This window comes from Bacillus niameyensis (assembly GCF_001375535.1).
GTDB lineage: Bacteria > Bacillota > Bacilli > Bacillales > Bacillaceae_C > Lederbergia > Lederbergia niameyensis.
The window spans coordinates 4,323,784-4,350,364 of the sequence record NZ_LN831197.1; the positions used below are offsets into that span (position 1 = coordinate 4,323,784).

A 26,581-nucleotide genomic window follows, 5' to 3' on the forward strand; every position below is an offset into this window, starting at 1 on the left:
AAAAGGGGGTGTACTGGGAATTACTTAGCTTGAATGTATCCTTCTGCTTTCAGCAGCTCGGCAATGAGTACTGCACCTCCAGCAGCTCCCCGCAATGTATTGTGAGACAAACCGACAAATTTATAGTCGTACACGGTATCTTCACGTAGTCGGCCGACGGATACGCCCATACCATTCTCGATGTTCCGGTCGAGCTTCGTCTGCGGACGGTTTTCTTCTTCGAAATAGTTTATAAATTGCTTCGGTGCACTTGGCAATTCGAGCTCCTGCGGACGACCGCTATACTGGCGCCAGGAATCTAGAATTTGCTCCTTCGTCGGCTTATTTTGGAACTTGACGAAGACCGTTGCAAGGTGGCCATCCGTCACAGGGACGCGAATACATTGTGATGTAATGACTGGTTCGTTCGCTTTGACGATTTCGCCATTCTCGACACGGCCCCAAATACGCAATGGCTCCTGCTCACTTTTTTCTTCCTCACCGCCGATATAAGGGATGACATTGTCTAACATTTCTGGCCAATCGGTGAAGTTTTTGCCAGCTCCAGAGATGGCTTGATAGGTAGAGACAACAACCTCTGAAGGCTGAAACGCTTGAAGTGCATGTAAAGCTGGTACATAGCTCTGAATGGAGCAGTTTGGCTTAACTGCAATAAATCCAGTTGAAGTACCTAGTCGCTTGCGCTGAGCCTCAATAACGTTAAGATGCTCGGGGTTAATCTCTGGGATCACCATCGGTACATCTGATGTCCAACGATGTGCCGAGTTGTTGGATACGACTGGTGTGCCTGTCTTCGCATAGGCTTCCTCCAACGCTGTGATTTCCTCTTTCTTCATATCAACGGCACAGAAGACGAAATCAACGCTAGAAGCAACTTCTTCCACCTTTGACGCATCCTGTACAACAATCTGCTTCACTTGCTCAGGGATAGGGCCGTCCATCTTCCAGCGATTGCTCACGGCTTCCTCATATGTCTTGCCTGCTGATCCAGCACTGGCTGCGATAGCCGTCACTTCAAACCAAGGATGATTGTCAAGCAATTGCACGAATCGCTGACCAACCATTCCCGTACCACCAATAATACCAGCTCTCAATTTTTCTCCCATAATTCTTTCAGCTCCTTATTATAATAAACGATGAATGCCAATCTGCTCCCACCATATTCCATCAGGGCTTTTGCTGCCCCAACTAAATGCGGGTTCCGTCCCCATTATTTTGAGGCAACAAAAAAATCCCACCCCCAAGACTTTAGTCTCAGGGACGAGATTTGATTACTCGTGGTACCACCCTAGCTTCGCCGATTTGTCACCAAACCTGGCCTCTTCGAGTACGCCATGACATACGATATGCAATGGTTATACTCTAGCTCTGTAACAGGAGTTCCTGACACACCATCCCCCAATTCGGGTTCCGATGTACTGCTCGGAGTTTTTATTCAATAAAAAACGCTTTGCTCCTTTCCAGCAAACGGAGCTCTCTGTGAAAGCATTACTTTATTTACTCGTCTCTTCATCGCATTTGAATATTGAATTTATTTTACCAGAAATTTCATTCTAGGCAAGTATTATCTTTTAAATATAGTTTAAACAGCTGCGATAAACAAGAAGTTAAAAATTCACAAAGAAGACCGTAGTACCTCTAAAAGCGGCTTCCATTTGGTATAATTACGGTAAATATACAAATTGATCATGAGTGAATTGTAATATATGAAAAGTGCGATTTGCAGGCCGATGTCAAAGGAACGGTTTTTCTAAAATATAATCGGAGTATTATGGTTATTCTCGCAAGAACCGCCCCACCGAATCTCCCCGGCTCTCAAGCTCGACCAGATACTTTCAAATAAATATAAAAGGAGGCTGAATGCCCTGTTGAAAAGGTGGTATGTATTGGCTGTTATATTTCTCTTTCTTTTGATATTGATTATTAGCTGTTCATTCAATGATACGGATCAATCGGATGGAGGAGGATATATGCCTCAAAAAGCGGTTCTGCCAATTGATTATAATCAGGGCGTTAAAAAAGTGGGAACTTGGGGATATGAGGGAGAACCAGTTACCTTAAAAATAAGCATGGACATAGATGAAGAAATATTTCGTGAACGTTATAAAGAAAAGGTAGAATCAAAGTTTCCCGCTATTACTTTAGAATTAATGAGTGGTAGTGCTAATGGTCTGAAAAGTGAGGATTTGCCTGATATTCAACTGGGAAGATCAACAGCTTTCCTAGAGGCACCTTTAGCTGATTTTGAATCTCTGGATGGTTATATAGAAGTAACAAACTTTGATTATACAATTTTTGAAGAGGAAGTGATCGAAAGACAACGTACCTTGGATCCGACGGGAAGTGGGCATTTATACAGTTTACCGTTAGAGAACAACAAATTTGCACTATTTTATAATAAAGATATTTTTGATCTGCTTGGCGAATCATATCCTGAAGATGGGATGACCTGGGAAGAGCTTATAGATTTAGCAAGAGGACTAACACTAGAACGAAATCAAACAGAATATCGAGGGCTAGGGATTTTTGACCCTTCCCATATTCCATTCGTACAATTACAAGTTTCAGGTACTGATCCCGCAACAGGAGAAGTTCTATTTGTCAATCATCCTGATACAAAAAAATATTTTGATTGGCTTGATCAATTTCGGAGTATCCCAGCTATTTTAAGTGCTAATGATGGGGAAGAGGATGGATTTGAAAAACGGTCACAAAATATTGCAATGGTCGTACGAAATAGATCATTGGTCGAGGCACTAGCTATATACGAAAACTTTAACTTTGGGACCGTATCCGTTCCGGGATGGGAGGGACAATTAAACAGTGGAGACACCGAAGATGGTGTTTTATCATTGGCCATTGCAAAAGAGAGTAAACATAAAGAAGCAGCATGGGCCGTTATTGCTTTCTTAACATCAGAATCTCAAAAAGTCGAAAGGGTACCGTGTAGTTCTGTATATGATGAGGGATATGAATGGTTTATGCGTGACAAAACAATAGAATTTCTTCATTCAAATAAAGACGTTGTTTCGTTTATTCGTGAAATGGGAGAAGAGTATAGGGTAATTGTAGATGATATGAAAGCCCGGGATTATGATATAGTACCGTGTATGAGGAGATAATTCATACCGGTATTTAGCCTGAGGGACGGTTTGTCTAAACCACAATCAGAATGGATCATCCAACCTTCCCCCAGGCATACTAAAATACAAACGTAATTTTGCCACCTTCTAACTTCAAGGTTGCATTAAACTTCTTGCCAGCCTTTGACTTCATTCCCATAATGATGCCAGTTTGGCCTTTCGTACATAAATCTTTAATGTTTTTTTCACTCAATTTCTTCCCGAGCATTTGTCCTGGAAAAGTTTGCTTACAGCCATTTGCATGCTCACTGCAACGGTAGTATGTTTTCCACGGTGAGATTTTGCCGTTTTCGCAGGATGGACAGTGGGCGATTGGTTTGCCGCTATGGGTAATGTTTTGTTCCAGTGCCACGCCGTTTATTTGGCCCGGAACATCTTCCAGCAGTTTTTTGATGAATTTACCGATATTTTCGATGAAGCGCTCTGGTGAACCTTCGCCATTCCCAATTTTTCTTAAATAGGCTTCCCATTTTGCTGTCATGGATGGACTTGATAGAAGATTACCTTCAATTGCTTGGCAGAGAATTTCACCTTTTTTCGTGACCGTGACGATATTTTTATTGACGGCTATATAACCGTGTTTTTTAATCGTTTCGATGATCCCGCTCCGTGTCGCTTCTGTCCCGAGTCCTTCTACTTCCTGCAAAATCTCCATTTCTTCTTCATTTTCAACTGCTTTCCCGCATGTTTTCATCATTCCAATCAATTGTCCTTCTGTGTATGGTTTTGGAGGAGTCGTCATACCTTCTATCATTTTGACGGCTGCTAATACCTTTTCCCCGTTTGTCAGTTTTGGAATGACTTGTATCACTTCTTTTTTTCTATCTATCTTTTCATTCTTTAAATCTGTGAAAAGTTCTTTCCAACCTTTACTAATTTCTGTATTTCCTGTCGTATGAAATTCTAGTCCGCTCACGTCCGTTATCACTTTCGTTTCTTCATAAATATAATCGGAATGAAACATGGCAAGGGTTGTTTTCAAAATTTCAAAGTATATATTTCTTTCTTGCATGGATAATCCTTGCAGTTTACTTTCGGTTGGAATATTTTTGGTCGGAACGATCGCATGGTGCTCTTGTACTTTGGAGCTGTCGACATAGCGTTTACTCGGTCTTTTCGAGAAAATCGGAAACGAGACACCGGCAATTTGTTGGTAACGTTCAATATTATTGGCAAGGTAAGCAAATTCATTCCCAGTGATAAATTGGGTATCTGTCCGCGGATAGGTGACTAGCTTTTTCTCATAAAGAGCTTGAGCTGCTTTCAATACATTGGCAGGACTGTATTTCCATTTTTTATTAGCAACGGCTTGTAATGTTGATAATGCGTGCAACTTCGGTGATTTGGCACGTTTTTCTTTTTTTGTCATTGATTTTACTAAACCGTCATTTTGGTCTTTTATATGGTGTTTAAAAAGTAGTTGCTCCACTTCCTCTTTTTTATCACTCTTCATTTTTGCTTTTCCTTTATACGTTCCGTGCTGGGCAGTGAAGTTTCCTTCAATTTCGTAAAAAGGAGTGGAAATAAAATTTTCTATTTCCTTCTGACGTTGATAGATAAGATAGACCGTTGGGGACTGCACCCGACCAATGGAAAGGCTCTCGCTAAATCCTTTTTGTTGTAAAAGCAACGTGTACAGCCGGCTTCCATTCATCCCAACAAGCCAGTCGCTAATTTGTCTCGTTTTTGCTTCATAATAGAGCAACAGATCTTTTTTATTATCTTGAAGATTATGAAACCCTTTACGCACCACATCGACTTCCAATGAGTTGATCCAAAGCCTTTTAATCGTCTTATTCTTGGCTCCGGTCATATTGTAAATGGAATAGAAAATATTCGACCCTTCACGATCACAATCGCAAGCATTTAAAATCGTCGTCACAGCAGGATCATTGAATAATTGTTTAATATAATGGAACTGCACCTTTTTATCAGAGGAAACCTTATGCTCATATTTACTCGGAAGAATCGGCAAGGTGTCCAATTTCCATGAACCCCAATCTTTTCGATATTCCTTTGGCTCCTTCAATTCCACTAAATGGCCGATTCCCCATGTAATGATGGCACCGTTCGGAAATGTGCTACACGGGTTGAGTTCGATATGGGTTTTTTGACGGGATTTTACGGAGAAAGCATCAGCATAGGCTTTTGCTTGGGAAGGTTTTTCGGCTAGAATGACCAGCTTCATGATTTCACCTCTGAATATAGATTCGTACATTTGTTCTTATTATCTCATATTGTGAGAAGAATTGCTATATTGGAAGTCTAATAGGAGAAAAGATGATTATCTAGAATCAAATAGGGGATTCTAAGCAGGGGATTCCAAAAGTTTGCGTAAATAGATCATGCACACCAAAATACAGTTAAGGCACAACTAGATCATTACTCTAGTTGTGCCTTCTTCATGCGTAAAACTTTCGATTGTCGTTCCCATGCCTTCTAAAGGGCATAACCAATTCGATAGATATAGGATTCAAATTCAGCATATGTTTCAATCTGGTTTGTTAATCCCCATGCCTTTTGTGCGTAAGCTCTGAAGCGTGGCAGCATTCCTTTGGAGACCCAACTTTCTGCTGGCCAAGTGTGTGGGTCATCCCAGATTGCAAACATTGCACCGAGATGTCCTGCTCCTTGATTCTCAAGGTAAACAGTGTGATCATCTTGTGGTCGAGTAACAGGTTTTCCCCAAGCAGCCTTTTTCATATAGGCATCTGTCTGCCATACTTCATAGAGATTTTGAGGGAATCTTCTTGGATCATCACCGCCAATTTTATTTGGCCATAAATCATAGTACAACCAATCTGCGTTTTTATTTACTGTTTCGTAACCTGCTTTATGGAACTCCTCAATCAGTGGTGAACGGTCCCATTTAGCCCAGTAATCGATGATGAATTGTTTGTTAAGATCAAACACACCTTCGCCTGGATCTACCATATCATTCCATACCCAAGGTCTGATTCCCTTATCCAATAATAGTTCACCAAGTTCATTCAAGTATAATTCATAGCCGTCGTACCACGTCGCGCCAGGGCCAAGTTGTTCTTTTGCCCAGTCAAGCAAATGTGGAGCATCTTCCGGCTTTTGTTCGTACTCATCTCCACCAAGGTGGAAGTATGGGGACTGGAACAAATCAGCGAATTCTTCGACTAACCGTTTCACATATTCCCTCACTTCTGGTTTTGTGTAATCCAATACACCTTGGAGTGAACCGTCATTTAACTTAAGTCCGTAATGAGGATAAACTTTCACATCCATATTTGAGTGTCCCGGCGTATCAATCTCTGGGACAATAGTCACATGATAACGCTTGGCATAAGCAATGAGGTCCCTAATCTCTTGTTTACTATAATGTTCTGGCGAGACTAGTTCAGGGGCAACATCACTTTCTACTCTAAGCCCCTCGCCATCTTTTAACCGAATGTGTAAAAGATTCATCTTTGTCCAAGCAAGATCACGAATTTGTTGCTTCAACCAGTCAATACTAAAATAACGACGGCCCGTATCAACTTGTAATCCTCTAAATTTATCTTTTGGCCAATCGATAACGGTTCCACTAGGCAACCAGTTTTGTGTTTTCAAAGCTTGCAGAATTGTACGTGTACCATAAAAAATACCTGTACTAGAACTACTTGTTATCGTAATAACTTTTTGGTTAATATCTATCTGATAAGCTTCTTCTCCAGTATAACCGTTCGTTTTGTCTATACCCTGCTTTAAAGTAAACACAATGTCACCAGGCTTGGCATCTGTTTGCTTGCCGACTGTTACCGTGTAATCAGCCTTTTCAGCAGTTGCATTTATCAGTTCGGATTGAAATAATTTTGCATCATCATAGAGGAGCTTTTTATCATTTTCAGTAATTATAATGCGACCTTCTTTTGGCAAATACCAATTTCCGCTACGACCATCAAAAGTAAATTTTTGTACAGCAGGGATCGTAACAGGAAATTCATCTTCTGCATGTTCGAAGGAAGTTGTAGATTCGTTCGTTAGGTTTTCACTTTGTCTGTTTATTTTATAAACGCTTAAGTCCTTCAAATAACCTAGGCTAGGAAGGCCGACTAATAGACAGTAAAAGGCAACCTCAGAAGTTCGTGGACCTGTTGTCAACTCAACCGTTACATCCGTCCAAGATGTAGATGTCACCTCTTCATGAACATCCTTTGGTATATGGTATAGTTCATTTTCAAAATCAACAACACCAACCCACATTTTTCCTTTTTCTCCATCAACACATGCCTTCGCTGTAAACTTATAACTCGTGCTTGGCTCAAGATTCTTAACAGTGAAGGTAATAGACCCACGATCAATACTTGTATTTTTCATGGGAGTATCAGAACCCTCTGTATGTACCCGTCCAACTCTTGCGATGTGATTTCCTGTCTCTTGCTGAACAATCCCGGCATTGTGGTATGTTCCTGCTTCAAGTTTTCCAGCAGAAAAATCTTCACTCCAAATGAGTGCTTCAGTTGAGGTTACTTCCTCTGAACGATTCTCGTAGTTTGACATATATCTCTCCCTTTCTCCAATAACGATTTTGCCTTTTCTAGATGTTACCGCTATCATACGGAAAAACCAGAAGGACGTAAAGTGTTTTTGAAAATTATGCTAGTTTACGAATAACGATGGTACTTTGAATAGTCTCAAATAACTTTTGCGATTGCGCTGACGGAATTTCCTAATAAACTCGTTTATACCTACACCAGAAGATGTTATTCACTACATATTCTTTGGTCAAAGTAAACAGTTTATTGATTATGTTAAAGAAACGTACTTAGATAAAGTCCAAAGACAGTTCGAAAAATATGCTCGTGATAAAGGAACTAACAAGGGAATAAAGGTAACAAATTATTATTGTTTCATTCATGCAAAAGCATCATCCTAAGCTGAACTAACTTTGACTATTGTGAGAAGGGCTTTTTAAATAGTGTAGTATTCATTTTACTTATATCATTAAAGGTTATATACTAAAATTGTTGAAAAATTTAATTTTATTAAAATAACTATCTACTGAATGAATGGATGAGTAATGATTCAAGGAGGATTTTAAAGTGACGAAGGATCGTTATCAACAAGGTATCGACAAAATAAAGGAACTTACATCATCAAGTGATGATAATCCAACTGGTTTTATGGATATTGGGGACGGATTTAAAGATATCGCTCCTGATTTGAGCAAGTATGTGGTTGAATTTGCTTTTGGCGACATTTATTCACGTCCTGGACTTTCAAACAAGCAAAAAGTTCTTACAACGATTACAGCTTTAGTTGCCCAAGGGAAACCGCAGATTGGGATGCATATCAAAACGGGACTTAGTGTTGGGTTAACACCGGAAGAGATTGTCGGATGCATTATCCATCTTATCCCGTATACAGGATTCCCGAGTGTTCTGAATGCCTTAAAAGTTACTCAAGAAGTGTTTGCCGAACAGGGTGTAAAAGTTACAGCATCTGTTGATTGAACAGAAATGGATGTATAGCAGTGACAAATGAATAAGACAAGACTGTGCTAAAAAAATGGTTCCTACCAGCGATTCTTGCTGAAAGGAGCCATTTTTTATTTTCTGAAAATTATGGGTTACAGATACGGAAAAAGCTAACTTCAATATGGGCCTACAGCGGTATCCAATCTTAAGCAACACTTGTTTTAAATGATAGTTTCGCTCGAATCCTGAGTCGATGCTATTTCCATTTTGTTATAGGGAATTTTAAAAAGTCAGTCATGCTATCAAAAATTGAATCATTATATATAGTAAGCGAAGGAGAATTATGGAGGTGTACGATGTACAAAAGGGCTAGTTGTATGCTCCTTATTTGTTTGTTCATACTGGGTGGGTGTATGAATTCAACAGCTAATAAGGATAAGGATGTTGCAGTGATTGTTCGAGGTGAGAAGATTACAGTTGGTTACTTGCGTATTTTGTATCCAGATGATGCAATAACGAAGATGATTGATGGAATTGTGAAAGCTAAATTGGCTGAACAGGAAGTAAAAAAGTTGAATATAGACATTTCCAAGCAATTAAAAGAGTTAGAGGAGACATATGGTGAGTATCCCCCGGATGAATTATACAGTGCGAAAGCGCAATCCATTCGTGCATTTGCTGATCCTCAGGCGAGGAAACTTGGAATGGATCCTAAAGAATATTATAAAAAGTATAAGGAAGCATCCGCTGAAATGGTTGTATATGCTAATACTTATATTCAACAAATATTGGGTGAATTAGAGGATGATGAATACGGCATAGAAGAATATAATCATCATGCAAATGAGGTATTGGACGATTTAGCAGAGCAATATAAAAATGAAATTGAGATTCGAATTAAATAAATAGAATCATGATTTGCACGTGGAACAGATAACTTCGTTTTACCGTAAGCCAAAATGGGGTGCTTTTAAAAAAGTTTGTTTTTCCTCCCCAAGGGTATTTAAGAATAAACAAGCCCTCTACTAAGGAGTTGTTCATAATGGACGAGCATAAGCAAGTCGAAAGGACGGAGAGGAAGTCTGATTCTAGTAAAGTAGCTTCCACTTTCATCAAATATGCTACTTATCTCATTATCTTTTTCGGAATCATGTGGTTTATTATAAGTTATTTAATACCGCTAATTAAAGGATAGACATGAAAGAGGACTTTATCGTATTTAAAATATCCTAATAGATGGTTAAAAAAGCTAGGGTCTGTCCTTCAGTATTGTGAAGTGACAGACCCTAAAATCCTCAAGCTTTTTAATTTATACCTGCTTTTTCCGTCAACTGAATAAATTCCTCTGCATCTTTTGCGGCTAATTTGATTCCTGCTTCCCAGAAATCTGATTTTGTTAAGTCAACACCTAAATGCTTTGCAGCTAATTCTTCCACTTTCATAGAACCTGTATCTCTTAAGAGGGCAATATATTTCTCTTCAAATCCTTCTGGCTGCTCTAAATATTTTGCATAGATTCCCAAGCTGAACAAATATCCAAACGTGTATGGGAAGTTGTAAAATGGCACACTGTCGATAAAGAAATGAAGCTTGCTGCACCAGAAATGAGGATGATAGCTGGACAGGCTGTCACAATAAGCTTCTTTCTGTGCTTGTTCCATTAATTCATTGAGTCGTTTTTCTGAAACAATTCCCTTTTCGCGTTCTTGATAAAAAGCGTCTTCAAACAAAAATCTTGAGTGAATGTTCAAGAACATCGCTGTCGCATTTTCCAGCTTCACATTTAATAAAGAAATCTTTTCCGCATCATTTTTGGCATTTTTGATTGTCGCATTCCCGATGATCGTTTCAGCAAAAGTACTTGCTGTTTCAGCAACGTTCATCGCATATCCGCGATTTAAACTCGGTAAATCTTTCATGACATAGCTATGAAAGGCATGGCCTAATTCATGAGCTAATGTGCTAGCATCACTTGTTGAACCAGTAAAGGTCATGAAAATCCGTGATTCTTCAAATTCAGGAAGGCTTGTACAATAGCCGCCAGGACGCTTGTTTGGGCGATCTTCCGCTTCTACCCAGCGATTTTTTAAAGCATGCTCTGAAAAGTCTGCTAATGTTGAACCGAAAGTAGCGAAATTTTTAATAATAAAATCGCATGCTTCATCATAGGTGAAACGAGTTGGTTTCGCGTCACCGACTGCTACAGGCGCATCAACATCTTGCCAACCAAGCTTTTCCATCCCTAACATTTTTGCCTTTTGATTTAAAAAGTCAATAAAAGGTTGCTTGTTATTCGCGACGGCACCCCACATCGCGTCAAGTGTTTCTTTTGACATCCGGTTGTATTCTAATGGCTCTTCTAAATGATTTTCACGTTGATGAGCTTTTTGTAATGTAATTCTGTATCCATCCAAATGATTGATCGTATCAGCAAAGATTGGTGCATATTTCGTCCAAGCTGCTTCCCAATTTTCAAAAATCTGTTTCCGCACGTCGGGATCCGGATCAGCATACATTCGATTCATCGCTTGGCCAACAGACAATTCCGTTGTTTTTCCTTCCTTGTCTGTAAAAGGAATCGTCATGATCGAAACCGTCGTATCATATAAACGGCTCCAAGCGGCCAGTCCGTCATTATTTAAATCGGCAATCAGTTTTTCTTCTTCTTCTGATAAAAGTCGCTTTCCTTGATCACGAATTTCGTTTAATTTAAAAGCCGTTACTTGTAATTCAGAATCGTTTAGAAGCTGATTCCATTCTTCATCTGTAATCTCAACTAGTTTCTTAGTGAAAGAATTGGACAATTTTTGCATTTCACTGTACAGTTTCATGATTTGACCCATGACAACATTCGCATGCTCGTCATTCATATAGGCATCATGCCACATTTGAACAAAAGTAGCTGATTGGCCTAAGCCTTTCCCAATACCTTCTCTTTTAGATAAAAGCTTTTTTAAATGATCCACAGTAGAAGCGGTGTGAATCTCCCATTCGTTTAACAATGCTTGATAGGCATGGATATCCTCTTCAACGGCTTTAATTTTTGTCTGCAATTCAGCAGAATTCGTTCCGCCTGGAAAAATACTTTCCAAATCCCACGTGTTTATGTATTTCATTTTTTCTCTCCTCTCAATCGGTCGATTAGGTATGCTGTACTTCTTAAGCCTTCTTTAAGAAATTACTTCTGTTCCTTATTTAAGTTTATTAGAAAACGTTGGATTCGCCAAGTAATATACCGTGCTCTGGCAATATTCCCTTGGTGTTGTTCTTTTATTGAACAAATGTTATAAAAATGGTACATCTGGATATATACAGTAATAAGGGCAGAAAGGGTGAGGTCATGAGTAAAAAAGTTACATTCATTCAACAAAATGATACACATGGGAGTATGGATCTTCATCATGAAATGTTTTGGAGCAGTGATGGGCCTGTCATTCATCAAGTAGGCGGTTTTGCGCGGATTGCTAGTTATGTAAAAAAGATAAAAAGGCAAAAAGAAAATGTTCTCTTTTTTGATGGCGGAGATTTATTTCATGGAACAAGTCCCTTAGTTCAATCGAAAGGTGAGGCGATTCTGAAAGTATTACAAAATATGCCACTGGATGGTTTTGTTCCTGGCAATTGGGATTATGCCTATGGGAAGGACAAGCTAATATCTTTGACTAAACAGTTGCCTTTTGAAACGATTGCATGCAATCTCTATGATGAAAATTCTCATGAAACTGTTTTTGCGCGATATATGATGAAGGAATTAACCGGTTTAAAAGTGGGGATTATTGGTCTCACATATCCATATGTCGACCAGACAATGAATGAGGAATTTTCCACTGGTCTTACTTTTTCACTTGGAGTGGATGAAGTGAGGGAATCGGTTGAAAAGCTCCAGAAGGAAAAGGTCGATCTTATTGTTTTGTTAAGTCATATGGGATTGCCATTGGATGTTAAAGTGGCTAGCTTAGTAGATGGTATCCATGTTATTTTAAGCGGTCATAGTCATGACAGGGTGGCGGAACCGATCAAACAAGGTGAAACACTCATTGTCCAATCAGGTTCAAGCAGTTCTTTTTTAGGGCAATTGGAAATAGAAGTTCATCTTGGAAAAGTCATTGATTATACGTACGAATTGTTTCCCTTATGGAAGGAATCTTTTGAAGAGGATGAATATGTAAAAGAATTAGTTAGCGAAATCATCGATCCTTTTCGTTCTCATATAGAGGAAAAGGTTGGTGAGACGCGTACAATCTTACATAGAATGACATTGAATAAAGCGCCAATGGATCAATTGATTACAGATTCCTATAGGCATACGTTAGATGTGGATCTTGCCTTTTCCCATGGTTGGCGTTATGGAACACCGATTCCCAAAGGTCTCATTTCCCTGTATGATTTACATTCGATTATTCCGACGAATCCTGAGTTATTTACTTTGGAGATGGAAGGGGAACAGTTGCAAAAAATACTTGAAAACAATTTAGAGAGTGTCTTTTCCCCGGACCCGTTTGGACAAAAGGGAGGATATATTTTGCGCTCATCGGGATTGTTCATGACATTCAAACCGTATAATCCGAAAGGGAATCGGATTCAAGAATTATTTATAAATGGCGAGCGGTTAAACAGTCATAAGATTTACAAAATTGCCGGTGCTGGTGGACAGCTTTTTAAAAAGAATCATTCCATGAAGAATTACAAAGGTATTTTTGCTGTTGATGTTATGAAAGACTTTCTGAAAGATAAAAAGACAGTTGCTTTTGATGAAGGGCAAACAATCATTAATGTATAAATGGGGTAACCAACTTGTTGTTGAGGGAGAGGGGTAAATGAGAAAAAGATATCGTGAACTAGGACTTACCATTGGGATGCTTCCGACAGGTAAGAAGAATTGCATTACCGATGTGCCTGATGTTCGTGTTGGTCATGAAACTTTGAAAAATGGAATGGCTGGAGATGATTATGTTTGTACGGGTGTTACCGCAATTTTGCCGCATGGTGGAAATGTTTTTCAAGAAAAGGTAATTGGGACAAGCTATGTGTTCAATGGTTTTGGTAAAACGACTGGACTTGTACAGTTGAATGAACTAGGGAGGCTTGAATCACCGATTATGCTTACGAATACTTTCGCTGTTCCTCAAGTAACCCAGGGGGCGTTAGAGTATTTGTTGGAACATAATCCTGAAATCGGTGACACAACTGGTACGGTTAATGTTGTTGTTGGGGAATGTAATGATAGTTATCTCAATTCCATCCGGACGTTTCCGGTCACTGCCCGTCATGCTTTAAGTGCAATTGAACAGGCCTCAACTGAAAAAGTCGAAGAAGGGTCAGTTGGCGCTGGTGCAGGCATGGTTTGTTGTGGGTTCAAAGGAGGCATTGGTACATCTTCGAGAATCATTACGGTCGAAGGTACGGCCTATACTGTTGGTTGTCTAGTCTTAAGTAATTTCGGAAAGAAGGAGGACCTGTTCCATTATCATTCTATTAACTGGGAAGATACGATCGAAACAGTAGGATTAGAAGAAGAAGAACAATCAGACGGTTCGATTATGATCGTGCTAGCAACAGATGCGCCTGTTAATGAGCGGCAATTAAACCGGATTGCGAAACGATGCGGTATCGGTTTAGGCCGGACTGGAAGTCATATGGCACATGGCAGTGGTGATATTGTCATTGCCTTTTCAACAGCTCAGACATTTCCGCATCATAGTCAATCATCTATTGAAGAAGTAAAACAGTTGCGCGAGGATCACCCTGTTATGACTGAATTGTTTCAGGCAGCAGCAGAAACGACGAATGAGGCAATTTTGAATTCGCTTACTATGGCGGAAACGACAACAGGAAGAAAAAATAGGGAAGTCGAATGTCTGCCATACGATTTATTTGGTAATAGTCCACACTGAATTGACGCTTCCATATATTTGTTATATAAATTGGTTGACTATTCACAAACGGGTCACTCATAAAAAGTAGGATGGGGGAGGATCATGATGATTAGTAATTCAGATTTGAAGCATCTGCGACGTTGTGTGGATTTAGCAAAAATGGCGTTGGAAAAAGGGGACGAGCCATTTGGTTCAGTCCTTGTTTCAGTCAATGGGGATGTGCTCTTTGAAGACCATAACCATGTGGCAGGCGGTGACCATACGCAACACCCTGAATTTGCGATAGCACGCTGGGCAGCGAATAACATGACACTTGAAGAGAGAAGCAAGGCAACGGTGTATACTTCTGGTGAACATTGCCCGATGTGTGCCGCGGCCCACGGTTGGGTTGGATTAGGTCGGATCGTCTATGCAAGTTCGTCCGAACAACTCGTACAATGGTTGAGTGAAATAGGAGTACCGTCATCACGGGTTCGAAATCTGCCCATTCAAGATGTTATTCGGGATACGACAATAGATGGGCCTGTTCCTGAACTAGCGGAGCAAGTTCGTCAGCTGCATCGGCAGTTTTATGGGTAAAAAACAATCAAATTGTCGACTATTCTTTTTAATTCAGATGGATGATCAGGTTTAGGGATAAGCCAGCTCTTTTCTAATAACACTTCAAAAACTGTAGTTGGAAGATGAGATTCTGCCTTACTGAAAAACAGATGTAGAGAGACTCCCTTATCTAAAGTATAAAGGAGGGCTCTCTTTTCATTTAGTTTTGTATGTAAATAACAATATAGAAAGTTATAAAGAACAGAACTCTAATATTTAATAATTGTTCTTCCTAAATGCTGACCATTTTTAATGGATTCGATTGTATGAGGTAATTCGTCAAGTGAAATCTCGTTTATTAAAGTCGTTTGAGAAATATTCCATTCATCTGCTAATTTCTCCCATATAGAACCACGGTTATTAATTGGTACATTCACAGAATCAATTCCTAAAAGATTAATCCCTCTGAGTATAAATGGTAAGACGGTTGATACTAGTTTTATCCCACCAGCATTTCCACACATACTCATACTTCCACCATAAGATATTTGCGGAATTAATACAGAAGCAATTTCCCCACCAACTGTATCTAGGACAAAGTCATAATTTTGTTTATTGAGTGGCTTATTTTGTTCTCCTAGCTCACTTGCATAAATGACATTGGTTGCTCCTAAAGATTTTGCTACTTCTGCTTGATGTTTTTTTCGAACCAATGCAAAAATATTTTTGTAGCCAATTTTGGATAGAATTTGGACAGCAATACTACCTACTCCACCAGTTGAACCAGTAACTAATATTCTAGGATTGTTATTCACTTTCATGCCATTCGCCTCTAAAGCTTGAATAGAAAGTGCCGCTGTAAACCCTGCTGTTCCAAAAACCATTGCATCTTTTAGGGATAGGTTCATTGGTAAAGGAACAATCCAATCCGCAGGAACTCTAGCATATTCTGCAAATCCTCCTGTATGGCTCATACCCATAGCAAATCCTGTGACAATCACTTTCTGTCCCTCTTTGTAGCGCGTATCCGTTGTATGGACGATAGTTCCGCTTAAATCAATTCCAGGAATCATTGGATAATTTCGAATAACTCCGCCGTTTTTTTGAACAGCCAACATATCCTTATAGTTTACGGAGGAATATGCAACTTTAATTAAAACCTCACCAGTTGAAAGAGTATCGAGATTCACTTCTTCTATGCCATAAATAACTTGATCTTGCTCTTCTTTTACAATGATTGCTTTAAATGTATTCATAGCTATCTACTCCTTATAAAAAGCGCCTTAGGTGCTTTTTAAAATTTATTGCTCCTTAATTCCTTTGATCCATTTAACTAATTTTTTTGTGAATCCTCGATTGTTCATACTGACGATAAAACGAATGACGTAAGGAAAAAAGAGACTATTAATAATTTTAGCCTCATTATATGATAATGGTAACTTTTTTTAGGGGGCTAGTCTATTTACTTGATTCTCCATTCAAGAAGGTAGGAAGACGAATCGGAGCTTTTCTCATCATAATAAACAAGGCAGAAGGGAGCCCCTCTGCCTAAATAGTTATTCCAATAATTTTAGTGATTCCCTAACAAATGCAGGTATGTCATCTGGCTTTCTACTGGTGACGAGCTGATTTTGGCATACGACCACCTCTTTGTCATGGAGATTTCCGCCAGCATTCTTTAAATCAACATGAATGGATGTATAACCGGTCACATCACGACCTTCAAGTGTTTCTGCTGAGATAAGTAGCTGTGGTCCGTGACAAATAGCGAATACAGGTTTTTTATCATCCATAAATGATTTTGTAAATTGAACAAAACGCTTGTCCGCACGAAGGATATCTGGAGAAAATCCGCCTGGTATAAATAGTGCATCAAAGTCTTCTGGGGAAATGTCATTAATACTTTGATCAATAACGACTTCACTTTTTCCTTGCTTCCCCTTCACAGTTTTTCCTTTTTCCATCTCAATAGTAGTTACTTCGCAGCCCTTTTCCTTGAAAGACTTTACTGGCTCCATGTATTCCGAATCCTCAAAGTAATCTGTTACTAAAATAGCAATTTTTTTACTCATTTCCATCAACTCCTTCATTATTAGACTACCCTTTTTTCTATGAGTAAAACGTGTATGGGAAGAAGTTACGAAAAGAGCTTTATCTCTAATAGAAGAAGGGGTGAGATAAGTAATATAAAAAAATCTTCGAAAACGTTTTTGAGGATCTATATTTTATTCCTCGCCACTTCATCTTATTTTCACCTGTTATTATTTAACCCAATAGGCAGACCCATCATCATTACGGTCCATAAATCCATACTCAATCAAATGGCGTCGTAAGGAGACAAAATCCGGGTGGACAGTTTTTAAAATAGTGTTCACTTCTTTTTCGCTGTATGTTGTTCCGGGTTCGAAACGTTTCAAAATATGTTGTAAAATAATGATTTTTTTCTTTTCCTTACTCGGTATTGTGTCAATACTACCTTCTAAACCATTTTTAAAATATGTTTTTACTACCTTTTCTCGTTCATTTTGATCAATTCCATATCGCTCATCCACTTGTTTCGCTCCTTTATGAACAAAGTATGTATTCGGCTCATTTATTAATTGCATTAGCGCCAAAAAAATTTTTGCTTGTCGCTCTTTTTCGCGTAACTTAAAGCGATGCTGACGTACTGTAGAAAGACTATTAACACTGCTCTTCTTAACAATCTCTTGGTCTGATACTTGTTCATAGAAATACTGCATCATTTCTAATTGAACATCAGATAAACCTGTAATTTTTTTACCCAATTGGAGGATGGCATGAAAAGGTGATTGATGTGCGCTGGAAATATGCCCTTTCATCATTCCTTCAGCGGTTAAAAATTTCCCGCCGTTAGGATAAATTTCATCCGTGTGATATGTTTCTCCACAAAATAAGCATTGATATTCTGAATTGTTAAACTGATAGCCTTTAACTAATTCCTCGACTGAAGTATGTTGTGTATTCAAAGGGATATCCCTCCTTTATAAACATATTATTATAAATTTACGTAAAAGTAAACGTAATTAGATTTTGTTTATAATTATAATCTGATAGTAGCCTCATTATCAAGAGCATGGAGCATGTAAAATTGTAAGCAGCGATAAGGGAAAACCCCTATTTTGAAAGAATATTTAATATTCCGTTGTATTTTATTATCTAACGTATTATAATGAGTATGTGACAAACATCACAATGTTATATGGAGAGACGGCAAGTTCCCATGAAAGAAACCTGAATCGTTCTAATACATTCGCACATACTAATTGAATGTAGCAGCAAAAAGGGATATGTTTGTGAATGACAGGTTAATTTAGCTGCAGAGAGGGTAAAAAAAGGGAGGGGAGTAATATATGGAAGGTGGTCACATCTGTATCGGTTCAAAGATCCGGGGCATTCGGCAAGCGTTATTACCATGGACAAGCTGTAATGAAGTAGATAGCTGATTGAAAAAATAAAGCTACTGTTCGAGTCTTCTAAAATAGTGTTTATCTTATACCGATTGGAACATATATTTTTCCTAAAACTTGCTATGTACATAATTATTAGAAAGGAGCAATAAAATGATGAATTTACTTGGTATTGTAGGAACAAATTCAGACCATTCTACAAATCGTATGTTGTTACAATTCATTCAAAAACATTTTGCAGATAAAGCGAACATTGAAATATTTGAAATAAAAGATTTGCCTGCCTTTAATAAGCCGAAAGATAGGAAAGCACCTAGTGAAGTTCAAGAGCTTGCGGATAAAATAATTGAAGCGGATGGTGTCATTATTAGTACACCAGAATATAACCATTCCGTGCCAGCGATCTTAAAAAGTACTTTAGAATGGTTGTCTTATACATCTCAGCCGCTTATTGATAAACCAGTTATGATCACTGGGGCGTCATATGGAAAATTAGGTTCCTCCCGTTCACAAGCACATTTGCGACAAATATTAGATGCACCTGAATTGAAAGCACGAATTATGCCAAGTTCCGAGTTTTTATTAGGTTATTCATTACAAGCCTTTGATGAAAATGGAAATCTAAAGGATCAAAGTAAAATTGAAGAACTTGAGAGAATTTTTAATGACTTTACCCATTTTGTTACGATCACAAATCAATTAGTTAGCAATAATCATTCCCCTAAAAATGTGCAAAAGTTTTCATGGGAGGACAATTAATTAGGAGGTCTAGAGATGAAAATCGTTGGAATCGTTGGATCAAATGCTGATTTTTCATATAATCATCAATTATTAGAGTTTATCGCTAAAAATTTTAAAAGTTTGATTGATGTTGAAGTTTTGGACATTAAAGATGTCCCCATGTTTAACCAATCAAAAGATCAAACAGACAGTGAACCGATTCAATATTTAAATAAAAAAATCGATGAAGCAGATGGAGTCATTATTGCTACGCCAGAATATAACCATTCTATCCCGTCTGCCTTGCAAAGTGTCATTGAATGGCTATCGTTTAAAATTCATCCACTTGATGGGAAACCTGTTATGATTGTCGGGGCTTCGTATGATGTGCAAGGATCTTCACGGTCCCAATTACATTTGCGTCAAATATTAGATGCTCCTGGTGTGAATGCTGTCGTTATGCCGGGTAATGAGTTTCTCTTAGGAGAGGTTCATAAAGCATTTGATGAAGAAGGAAATTTAAAAGATGCACAAACAGCCCAATTCTTAGAAGGTTGTATTAAGAAATTTATTCGCTTTATCAATGTTGTCAATATCCTTGACGCACCTGAAGGGATGAAAGATCTTTCGAGTACTGAAGATTTATATGCGACTGGATCGATTGATACAACGATTAAAGATGTTGATATGATGGCGGATGACTGGGTTGAGCAAGCTGCTGAAGTTACTGGTGCGGTTGAAGGGAATACTTATGTTAAACTGGACCGCGGTATATTGACAGTTGATCAAATAAACTATTTTTTAAAGTCGATGCCTGCAGAATTAACGTATGCTGATAGCAATAATCAATTTTTATATTATAACTACAAATACGAAGCAGAGGATATGTTGGCCTCTCGTAGACCTAAACAAGTAGGTTATCCATTAGCTGAATGTCACCCTAAACAAGCTTTTAGCAGCGTTGCTTGGGTCATTCAACAATTACGTACTGGAAAGCAAGATATCGTACGGACCCATGTGCCTACACACGGTCCAGATAAATTTGTTGTTCATAACTATCAAGCCGTTCGTGACGAAGAAGGTAACTATCTTGGTATTAACGAATATGTTCAAGATATTAAACCGCTCATTGATTGGTACTTAGAACAAACGGGACAACAGTTAACAGGTGGAAAAGTAGACGCTGTATCCGGTGCAACTTCTAAAGTAGATACCGTATCGGGTGCAACTGTTAAAGATAATTAATAAAAGAGAGGTCGTTATGGCCTCTTTTTTTCGAATTGAAAAAGAAATGAATGGGAAAGAGGGATCGTCACCATGCAAAGTCGTGAAATACATATGATGGGAACGATTATCCAATTATCAGTTCAACATGAATATGCAAGCTTTATTTTAAATGAACTAATTATTCGCTTGAACGAATATGAAAAGCGGTTTAGTGCTCATGATCCAACTTCGGAATTGATGCAAGTGAACAAAAATGCGGGGATTAAGCCGGTAAAAGTACATCCCACTTTATACGAATTAATTAAAATTGGAAAGATACATAGTACTGCAGCCAATAGCTCATTAAATATCACGATTGGTCCCCTTGTTATGGCGTGGCGTATTGGTTTTGAAGATGCCCATGTTCCATCAGAAGAACAAATTCAATCCTTGCTTACTAAAACAAACGCAAGTGATATTATACTAAACGACCAAGAGCAAACTGTTTTTCTAAAGCATCCGGGTATGTTTATTGATTTAGGAGCTTTAGCAAAAGGATATATTGCGGATTTACTTGTTCACGATTTAGAATCTATGGATGCTCAGGCAGGTTTAATTAATTTAGGTGGAAATGTCATGACTTATGGAAGGTCTCCAAAACAAGAGGATGGTCAGTGGCGTGTCGGTATTCAACATCCTTTTCTTCCGCGTGGTAATTACATAGCCGTTTTGCGTGCATTCAATCAATCCGTTGTTACTTCCGGAGTATACGAAAGAAAGTTTACGATGAATAACGAAACATACCATCATATTTTAGACCCTCAAACTGGATATCCAATTCAATCAGAAATTGCAGGCTTAACCGTTGTTTCTAAAAAATCTGTTGACGGCGAAATATGGACGGGGCGTTTATTCGGAAAATCACCTTGTGAAATAATGGATACACTTGATCAAGTAGAAGACGTAGCAGGAATTGTCGTTACGATGAGTGGTGAGCTATATTATTCAGAATCGCTAAAACCATATCTAATTGAAACAAGTTCATCATTCTAAGCTTTTGTTGAATAAGTGAAGCATTCATCCTCTCCGACTCAAATTGACTCCCACAATGTGGGAAGTAGGTAATGGGGGTGATTTGTTTGAGAAGATGTAACGAGGGTTAGTGTATCATGTGAGATTAAGTGTCTGAATCTAAAACTAGATATTTCTTTAAAATAAAGAAGATGCTCTCAATAAAACGAGGGCATCTTAAAATATAATAGATAGATTAAAAATCAAAGTTGTCAGGGTCTGGACCCACACGATGATCTTGATTTAGGCCATTAATGCGTTCCATATCTTCTTCTAATAAATTGAAGTCAAAAACACTGGAATTTTCAATAATTCGATGTTCCTTAGTTGATTTTGGAATAGTGATAACACCATTTTGTATATCCCAACGTATTATAATTTGAGGAACTGTTTTGTTGTATTTTTTTGCGATTTCCATTAAAATAGGGTGATTTATGAGTTGACCTTGCATTAATGGTGACCAGGCTTCTAATTGAATATCGTTATTTTTACAAAATGCTTGAACTTCCTTTTGTGTTAAACGCGGGTGGTATTCCACTTGATTTACCATTGGTTTTACTTTTGCATCATTCATTAAATCCTGAAGATGATGAACTTGGAAGTTACTTACCCCAATAGCTTTCACTTTGCCCTCTTTATAAAGTGTTTCTAGTGCTCTCCAAGCTTCTTTATATTTGTTTTCTACAGGCCAATGAATAAGGTATAGATCTAAATAATCAAGACCAAGTTTATTTAAGCTTGTTTCATAAGCTGCAATCGTTGATTCATATCCTAAATCAGAATTCCACACTTTAGAAGTAATAAATAAATCCTCTCTTGAGATACCAGCCTCTTTAATACCTTCCCGAATTGCTTGGCCAACCCCAGCTTCATTTTCATAAATGGCGGCTGTATCTATACTACGATACCCATGTTTAATGGCAAATTTGACAGCATTCACTAGTTCAGGACCTTCTTCTACTTTAAAAACACCGAGACCTAACCAAGGCATTTTGACACCATTATGCAATGTAGTTGTATTTTGTAAACTTGTATTCATCTATATAACCTCCAAATATTAATTTTAAAAGAGTGCATGATTCATTTAATCTTCAACATCACCTCCTTAAAGGTAAGGCTTTTAAATGGCAAGATCTTTTGTTTCTTGTTGCTGTTCTTTGCTTTCAAGCGATTGACTCCAACCTGTCAGTAAAACGGCTGCAAGTACCATTAATGCCCCAATCCAGGTGGTGTGAATAAGACCAATCGAGTCAGTAACAAGGCCTCCTAGGAAGGAACCGATCGCTATTCCGGCGTTGAATGCAGCAATATTAATTGCCGATGCGACATCTGCTGCAGTAGGAACAAAACGTTCCGCTAACATAACAACATAGACTTGCAGTCCCGGCACATTCATAAAAGCCATAATTCCCATAATGAAAATGGTCACTAATCCTATTATTTTATATGGTGCTGTAAAATATAAGACGATTAGGATGATAGCTTGAACAATAAACATATAAAATAGTGCCTTAATTGGGTTATGATTCGATAGCTTTCCACCTATCATGTTTCCAATTGCAATAGCTATACCATAAACAAGTAATATCACTGCTACTATCTCTTCTTTAAATCCAGTGATATTTTGTAACAACGGTGATAAATAAGTAAATACAACAAAAGTTCCACCGTAACCTAAGGCTGTTATGATAAAAATAAGCAATAAGCGACCATTTTTGACTAATTTGATCTGATCTTTGAATGTTGTACGATGTCCTTTTCGTAAGTCCGAAGGGACAAGGAAGCTATTGGCAATAAATGCAAGGATTCCAACAGCTACAATAACGATAAAAGCAATTCTCCAGCCGAACTGCTGACCGATAAATGTTCCGAATGGTACTCCTGTGACAGTTGCTACTGTCAGCCCTGTAAACATAATTGATATTGCACTAGCTCTGCGATTTTCTGGGACTAGATCAGCTGCAATCGTAGAGCCAATAGACATAAAAACACCATGAGAAAAAGCAGAAATCACTCGTGCAACAAGTAAAATTCCGATGCTTGTAGCGGCCGCTGCGATACTATTCCCTAAAATAAAAATCACCATAATCCAAAGAAGTAATGATTTTCGTGACATTTTAGAAGTAAGAGAAGTTAGTATAGGCGCTCCAAATGTTACTCCTAGAGCATATAAAGAAACGGTTAAGCCAGCTGTTGTAACGGATATATTTAAATCCTTAGCAATTAATGGCAAGAGCCCGACACTAATAAATTCTGTTGTGCCAATAGCAAATGCACTCACTGCAAGGGCAAGCAAAGCAAATGTGGTTCGCTTTTTATTTCGTGACATTATTTTTACCTCCTGAAAAAAATAGGGATATGGGATTAATAAGAGCTCTTATAGTAAACGATAGAAGAAATGAATATTGTTTAATACGATTCGCAAATGTTATTATGGGATAAAAGGATTATAAAGAAAAGTACGCACTTTAAAGTTCCATAGGCACCAAAAGGTTATGTAGGTACCTTTTGGTGCCCATAGTTTTGGAGGAAATTACTATGCAACAGAAGAAGTACAATATATCTGTAGAAGCTACATTAGAGGTAATAGGAGGAAAATGGAAATGCGTGATTTTATGTCATTTAACGCATGGAAAAAAACGCACAAGTGAATTGAAACGTCTTATGCCAAACATTACTCAAAAGATGCTGACCCAACAATTACGTGAGTTAGAAGAAGACGGAGTCATTAAGCGAATTGTTTACAATGAAGTCCCGCCAAAAGTGGAGTATGAATTAAGTGAATATGGTTGGAGTTTACAGGGGATATTAGATTCTCTTTGTACTTGGGGCGAAAAACATATTACCAAAGTTTATGGGAACAAATTTGATGTTCTGGAAGAAAACATTTTAAATAAAGATCTAAAGTAACTTAGTGATTAAACCTCACTTAAGGTACTTCGGTGAACTATCCGATAAGTAAATAAGCTTTTTTTTCAATAAAAATAACAGCACCCTCTAATTTTATGGGTGCTGTTTTTGTATATAAGTGCTTATCTTTTTGTTTATTCAACAATAGAAGAAATAAACTTTAATATTCTCCTTTAATGACAAAAAACGAACCCCTGATTGTTCCAGCTAGTTTAGACTTTTGCCGAGCAAACTTAAATTTCCCTTCTAACTCCTTCGGTACTTCCATCCCGTCCGAGAGCTTAAAACCAACCGCCCGCTTCTTAGGGTCATCAACCGTATACATGACGTTGATTCCCAGACCATCTTCATAAAAGACGTATGCCCATTTAATATTTTCCACCTGAAAATGCGATGTTTCTAAAGGTTTGGCCGCAAACTCAATATCACGTTCTTCTTGCAAAATTCTATTCACATAATCAAGTGTCTCTCTGCTTTCACTAGCTGGTAAAACTGTAAATTCATGTTTGTATTTGTTCATAAAGTAACGGGCTTCGTTAGCGCGCAAACCAGCAAGCGCTTCCGCCGCTGGTGAAGACTCTAAACCGACTGTAGACACATTTTTAAAATCAACGATATAAGACATTTCCACCCCACCTTTATCTTACATTAATTGGCTGTAAGATCCCATTAAATGTAGTTTCCCATTATTTCTTAACTACAGGAATCCAGATTTCGCCATATACTAATCCGTTGCGCTCACCCATTTCAACCGTTGTATTTGGTCCACCAACATAGGCAAAATCTTTTGCGCCCGGTAAAACTTGACCAAAGGCAATACCTGTAAGGTGATTACTCAATTCAGCAGCTGTTTGCGCTTCACCTTTCACAACTACGTATTCCCCTTGAGGAAATTGGATCACTCTAGATGCTTCTGGTACTGATGCCTCTGTCATGACACCTGCATAATACATCATTTTATTATTCACTGCTTCATTCACGGCAAAAATGTAGTCATTTGTAGCTACAGCCTTTAAAGTATCAAGTTTTCCATCTTGTTTGATGGCCTGCCAAAAATCCGCTTTTTCTTTGTTTATGCCAGCAAAGTCTGTGTAATGGCTCTTAAGCTCAGTTCCAATACCTAGAACTGTGAAGCTGTCTTTTACTTCTAAAGTATAATCTGTCATATTCAAAACCATCCTTTTTTATATTTACCAAATGATTTGTCTTTTCACCTGATGGGTCTATAATAACTTTAAATAGTGTCAAAAAGTGATACTGTTTAGGAGGCTCGTATGAAAAAAGTTGAACGGATCAATATTATTATGCGCTATATTAATAATCGCTCTCACTTTACTATTTCGGAAATTATGCGAGAATTTAATATTTCTCGTTCTACGGCTATTAGAGATATTAGAGAAATTGAAGCGATGGGAATGCCGCTTGTCGCTGAAGTTGGGAGGGATGGTGGTTATTTTGTTATGAATAACTCTGTCCTGCCAACAGTTCGCTTTACTGATGATGAGATTAAAGCCCTTTTCATTGCCTTTATGGCTACAAGAAATCAACAACTACCCTATTTAAAGAGTCGGCAGTCTTTAGCTGAAAAATTACTGGGACTCCTTTCAGAAAACCAGCAAGAAGATCTTGTACTTTTAAATCAAATCTTGCTATTTGAAGGAACGAATCCTCATAATCCTGATCTGCTTGATCTGTCAGACCTGCCCCATCCTATGTTAGAAAATCTCATCCAAATTCTTCTTTTGGATAACCATTTATGGATAACCATCAGAGAAGAGAAGGAGACAAAGTCTTGTCCTATTTATCTCTTACAGCTTTACCGTGAAAAAAGCGTTTGGCTAATTGAAGGTTTTGACTTAAATGATGAAAAGAGAAAGATTGTTCCGATCGATAATCTCACTAATGTTCAACCATACCGCACAAAAACAAAATTAAGTAAGAAAAAGATTTTAGAAAAACTAAATAAGCAGGAAAAAGAGATGAACCTTGTTATCGAACTTGGTCCAAAGGCGATTGCGCAATTTAAAAAATATCATCCTTTTAAAATTTCGCTTTCTTATATGAATCCTTACCAAACAACGGCCATTCTAAACACTTATATTAATGTTCATAATCCTGAGGAATTGAGCGAAATAACCAATTGGTTGCTGTTTCTCGGTATGGATATCAGAGTTAGGGAAATGCCCGATGAAGTTTTAAAAGGGTTACAAGAGAGATTAACGTCCATAAACACTGCTCCCCACAACTTAAAGTGAGAGCTG

General features: G+C 38.1%; 23 protein-coding genes and 1 other annotated feature. Of the genes, 12 read left to right on the forward strand and 11 right to left on the reverse strand.

The features are described 5' to 3' along the window. Positions 1–20: 20 nt before the first annotated feature. Positions 21–1,106 (reverse strand): aspartate-semialdehyde dehydrogenase, encoded by a 1,086-nt coding sequence (gene asd, locus BN1243_RS19960; protein ID WP_062109790.1) that lies wholly within the window; start codon positions 1,104–1,106, stop codon positions 21–23. A 147-nt stretch (positions 1,107–1,253) separates the two neighbouring features. Then, positions 1,254–1,522 (reverse strand) — a binding site (T-box leader). 346 nt (positions 1,523–1,868) lie between these two features. Between asd and BN1243_RS19965 the strand changes: the two genes are divergently transcribed. Further along, the gene (locus tag BN1243_RS19965; protein WP_154669910.1) at positions 1,869–3,122 is read left to right on the forward strand and encodes an extracellular solute-binding protein; all 1,254 of its coding nucleotides are present in this window, start codon (positions 1,869–1,871) and stop codon (positions 3,120–3,122) included. A 79-nt stretch (positions 3,123–3,201) separates the two neighbouring features. Here BN1243_RS19965 and topB read toward each other — a convergent pair whose 3' ends face one another. Both topB and BN1243_RS19975 read right to left on the reverse strand, forming a co-directional pair. Next, a complete protein-coding gene (gene topB / locus BN1243_RS19970; RefSeq protein WP_062109794.1) occupies positions 3,202–5,331 on the reverse strand; it encodes a type IA DNA topoisomerase in 2,130 nt (709 codons plus the stop codon). Positions 5,332–5,582: 251 nt separating this feature from the next. Continuing rightward, on the reverse strand, positions 5,583–7,652 hold the full coding sequence (locus BN1243_RS19975) for a family 20 glycosylhydrolase (RefSeq protein WP_062109796.1): 2,070 nt from the start codon (positions 7,650–7,652) through the stop codon (positions 5,583–5,585). 542 nt (positions 7,653–8,194) lie between these two features. Here BN1243_RS19975 and BN1243_RS19980 point away from each other — a divergent pair. From BN1243_RS19980 to BN1243_RS22400, 3 genes are all read left to right on the forward strand, one after another. After that, complete coding sequence (locus BN1243_RS19980; RefSeq protein WP_062109798.1) at positions 8,195–8,605, forward strand: carboxymuconolactone decarboxylase family protein; 411 nt, start codon at positions 8,195–8,197, stop codon at positions 8,603–8,605. A 377-nt stretch (positions 8,606–8,982) separates the two neighbouring features. After that, positions 8,983–9,474, forward strand: coding sequence for a hypothetical protein (locus tag BN1243_RS19985; protein ID WP_230200266.1), 492 nt, complete (start codon positions 8,983–8,985; stop codon positions 9,472–9,474). A 137-nt stretch (positions 9,475–9,611) separates the two neighbouring features. Then, positions 9,612–9,764 carry a hypothetical protein gene (locus BN1243_RS22400; RefSeq protein WP_195892138.1) on the forward strand — a complete coding sequence of 51 codons (153 nt, stop codon included), beginning with the start codon at positions 9,612–9,614 and terminating at the stop codon, positions 9,762–9,764. A 109-nt stretch (positions 9,765–9,873) separates the two neighbouring features. On the opposite strand, the gene BN1243_RS19990 is transcribed toward BN1243_RS22400, so the two are convergent. After that, positions 9,874–11,685 carry a M3 family oligoendopeptidase gene (locus tag BN1243_RS19990; protein WP_062109801.1) on the reverse strand — a complete coding sequence of 604 codons (1,812 nt, stop codon included), beginning with the start codon at positions 11,683–11,685 and terminating at the stop codon, positions 9,874–9,876. A gap of 224 nt (positions 11,686–11,909) precedes the next feature. Here BN1243_RS19990 and BN1243_RS19995 point away from each other — a divergent pair, with 224 nt between their 5' ends. The 3 genes from BN1243_RS19995 (at position 11,910) to BN1243_RS20005 (ending at position 15,024) form a co-directional block, all read left to right on the forward strand. Next, complete coding sequence (locus BN1243_RS19995; protein ID WP_062109803.1) at positions 11,910–13,349, forward strand: bifunctional metallophosphatase/5'-nucleotidase; 1,440 nt, start codon at positions 11,910–11,912, stop codon at positions 13,347–13,349. Positions 13,350–13,386: 37 nt separating this feature from the next. Continuing rightward, the gene (locus tag BN1243_RS20000) at positions 13,387–14,463 is read left to right on the forward strand and encodes a DmpA family aminopeptidase (RefSeq protein ID WP_062109805.1); all 1,077 of its coding nucleotides are present in this window, start codon (positions 13,387–13,389) and stop codon (positions 14,461–14,463) included. Between the two features lie 87 nt (positions 14,464–14,550). Continuing rightward, the gene (locus tag BN1243_RS20005) at positions 14,551–15,024 is read left to right on the forward strand and encodes a nucleoside deaminase (protein ID WP_062109807.1); all 474 of its coding nucleotides are present in this window, start codon (positions 14,551–14,553) and stop codon (positions 15,022–15,024) included. Positions 15,025–15,254: 230 nt separating this feature from the next. Here BN1243_RS20005 and BN1243_RS20010 read toward each other — a convergent pair whose 3' ends face one another. From BN1243_RS20010 to BN1243_RS20020, 3 genes are all read right to left on the reverse strand, one after another. Next, the gene (locus tag BN1243_RS20010) at positions 15,255–16,241 is read right to left on the reverse strand and encodes a YhdH/YhfP family quinone oxidoreductase (RefSeq protein ID WP_062109808.1); all 987 of its coding nucleotides are present in this window, start codon (positions 16,239–16,241) and stop codon (positions 15,255–15,257) included. A gap of 300 nt (positions 16,242–16,541) precedes the next feature. After that, entirely contained in the window at positions 16,542–17,057 is a 516-nt protein-coding gene (locus BN1243_RS20015; protein WP_062109810.1) for a type 1 glutamine amidotransferase domain-containing protein, read from the reverse strand. Between the two features lie 189 nt (positions 17,058–17,246). Further along, positions 17,247–17,972: a DUF2087 domain-containing protein gene (locus BN1243_RS20020; RefSeq protein WP_062109812.1), complete on the reverse strand. Its 726-nt coding sequence runs from the start codon at positions 17,970–17,972 to the stop codon at positions 17,247–17,249. A 594-nt stretch (positions 17,973–18,566) separates the two neighbouring features. Between BN1243_RS20020 and BN1243_RS20025 the strand changes: the two genes are divergently transcribed. From BN1243_RS20025 to BN1243_RS20035, 3 genes are all read left to right on the forward strand, one after another. Further along, entirely contained in the window at positions 18,567–19,172 is a 606-nt protein-coding gene (locus BN1243_RS20025; RefSeq protein ID WP_230200267.1) for an NADPH-dependent FMN reductase, read from the forward strand. Positions 19,173–19,187: 15 nt separating this feature from the next. Next, a complete protein-coding gene (locus tag BN1243_RS20030) occupies positions 19,188–20,378 on the forward strand; it encodes an NAD(P)H-dependent oxidoreductase (protein WP_062109814.1) in 1,191 nt (396 codons plus the stop codon). A gap of 72 nt (positions 20,379–20,450) precedes the next feature. Further along, the gene (locus BN1243_RS20035) at positions 20,451–21,392 is read left to right on the forward strand and encodes an FAD:protein FMN transferase (protein ID WP_062109816.1); all 942 of its coding nucleotides are present in this window, start codon (positions 20,451–20,453) and stop codon (positions 21,390–21,392) included. A 214-nt stretch (positions 21,393–21,606) separates the two neighbouring features. On the opposite strand, the gene BN1243_RS20040 is transcribed toward BN1243_RS20035, so the two are convergent. Both BN1243_RS20040 and BN1243_RS20045 read right to left on the reverse strand, forming a co-directional pair. After that, positions 21,607–22,449: an aldo/keto reductase gene (locus BN1243_RS20040; RefSeq protein WP_062109818.1), complete on the reverse strand. Its 843-nt coding sequence runs from the start codon at positions 22,447–22,449 to the stop codon at positions 21,607–21,609. 81 nt (positions 22,450–22,530) lie between these two features. Beyond that, positions 22,531–23,739, reverse strand: coding sequence for an MFS transporter (locus BN1243_RS20045; protein WP_062109819.1), 1,209 nt, complete (start codon positions 23,737–23,739; stop codon positions 22,531–22,533). Between the two features lie 209 nt (positions 23,740–23,948). Between BN1243_RS20045 and BN1243_RS20050 the strand changes: the two genes are divergently transcribed. Beyond that, complete coding sequence (locus tag BN1243_RS20050; RefSeq protein WP_062109821.1) at positions 23,949–24,320, forward strand: winged helix-turn-helix transcriptional regulator; 372 nt, start codon at positions 23,949–23,951, stop codon at positions 24,318–24,320. Positions 24,321–24,480: 160 nt separating this feature from the next. Here BN1243_RS20050 and BN1243_RS20055 read toward each other — a convergent pair whose 3' ends face one another. Then, positions 24,481–24,945, reverse strand: a complete 465-nt coding sequence (locus BN1243_RS20055; RefSeq protein WP_062109823.1) for a hypothetical protein — start codon at positions 24,943–24,945, stop codon at positions 24,481–24,483. A gap of 61 nt (positions 24,946–25,006) precedes the next feature. Then, positions 25,007–25,486 (reverse strand): GyrI-like domain-containing protein, encoded by a 480-nt coding sequence (locus BN1243_RS20060; protein WP_062109825.1) that lies wholly within the window; start codon positions 25,484–25,486, stop codon positions 25,007–25,009. 108 nt (positions 25,487–25,594) lie between these two features. Here BN1243_RS20060 and BN1243_RS20065 point away from each other — a divergent pair, with 108 nt between their 5' ends. Then, the gene (locus BN1243_RS20065; protein WP_062109827.1) at positions 25,595–26,575 is read left to right on the forward strand and encodes a helix-turn-helix transcriptional regulator; all 981 of its coding nucleotides are present in this window, start codon (positions 25,595–25,597) and stop codon (positions 26,573–26,575) included. The last annotated feature ends 6 nt before the right edge of the window (positions 26,576–26,581 follow it).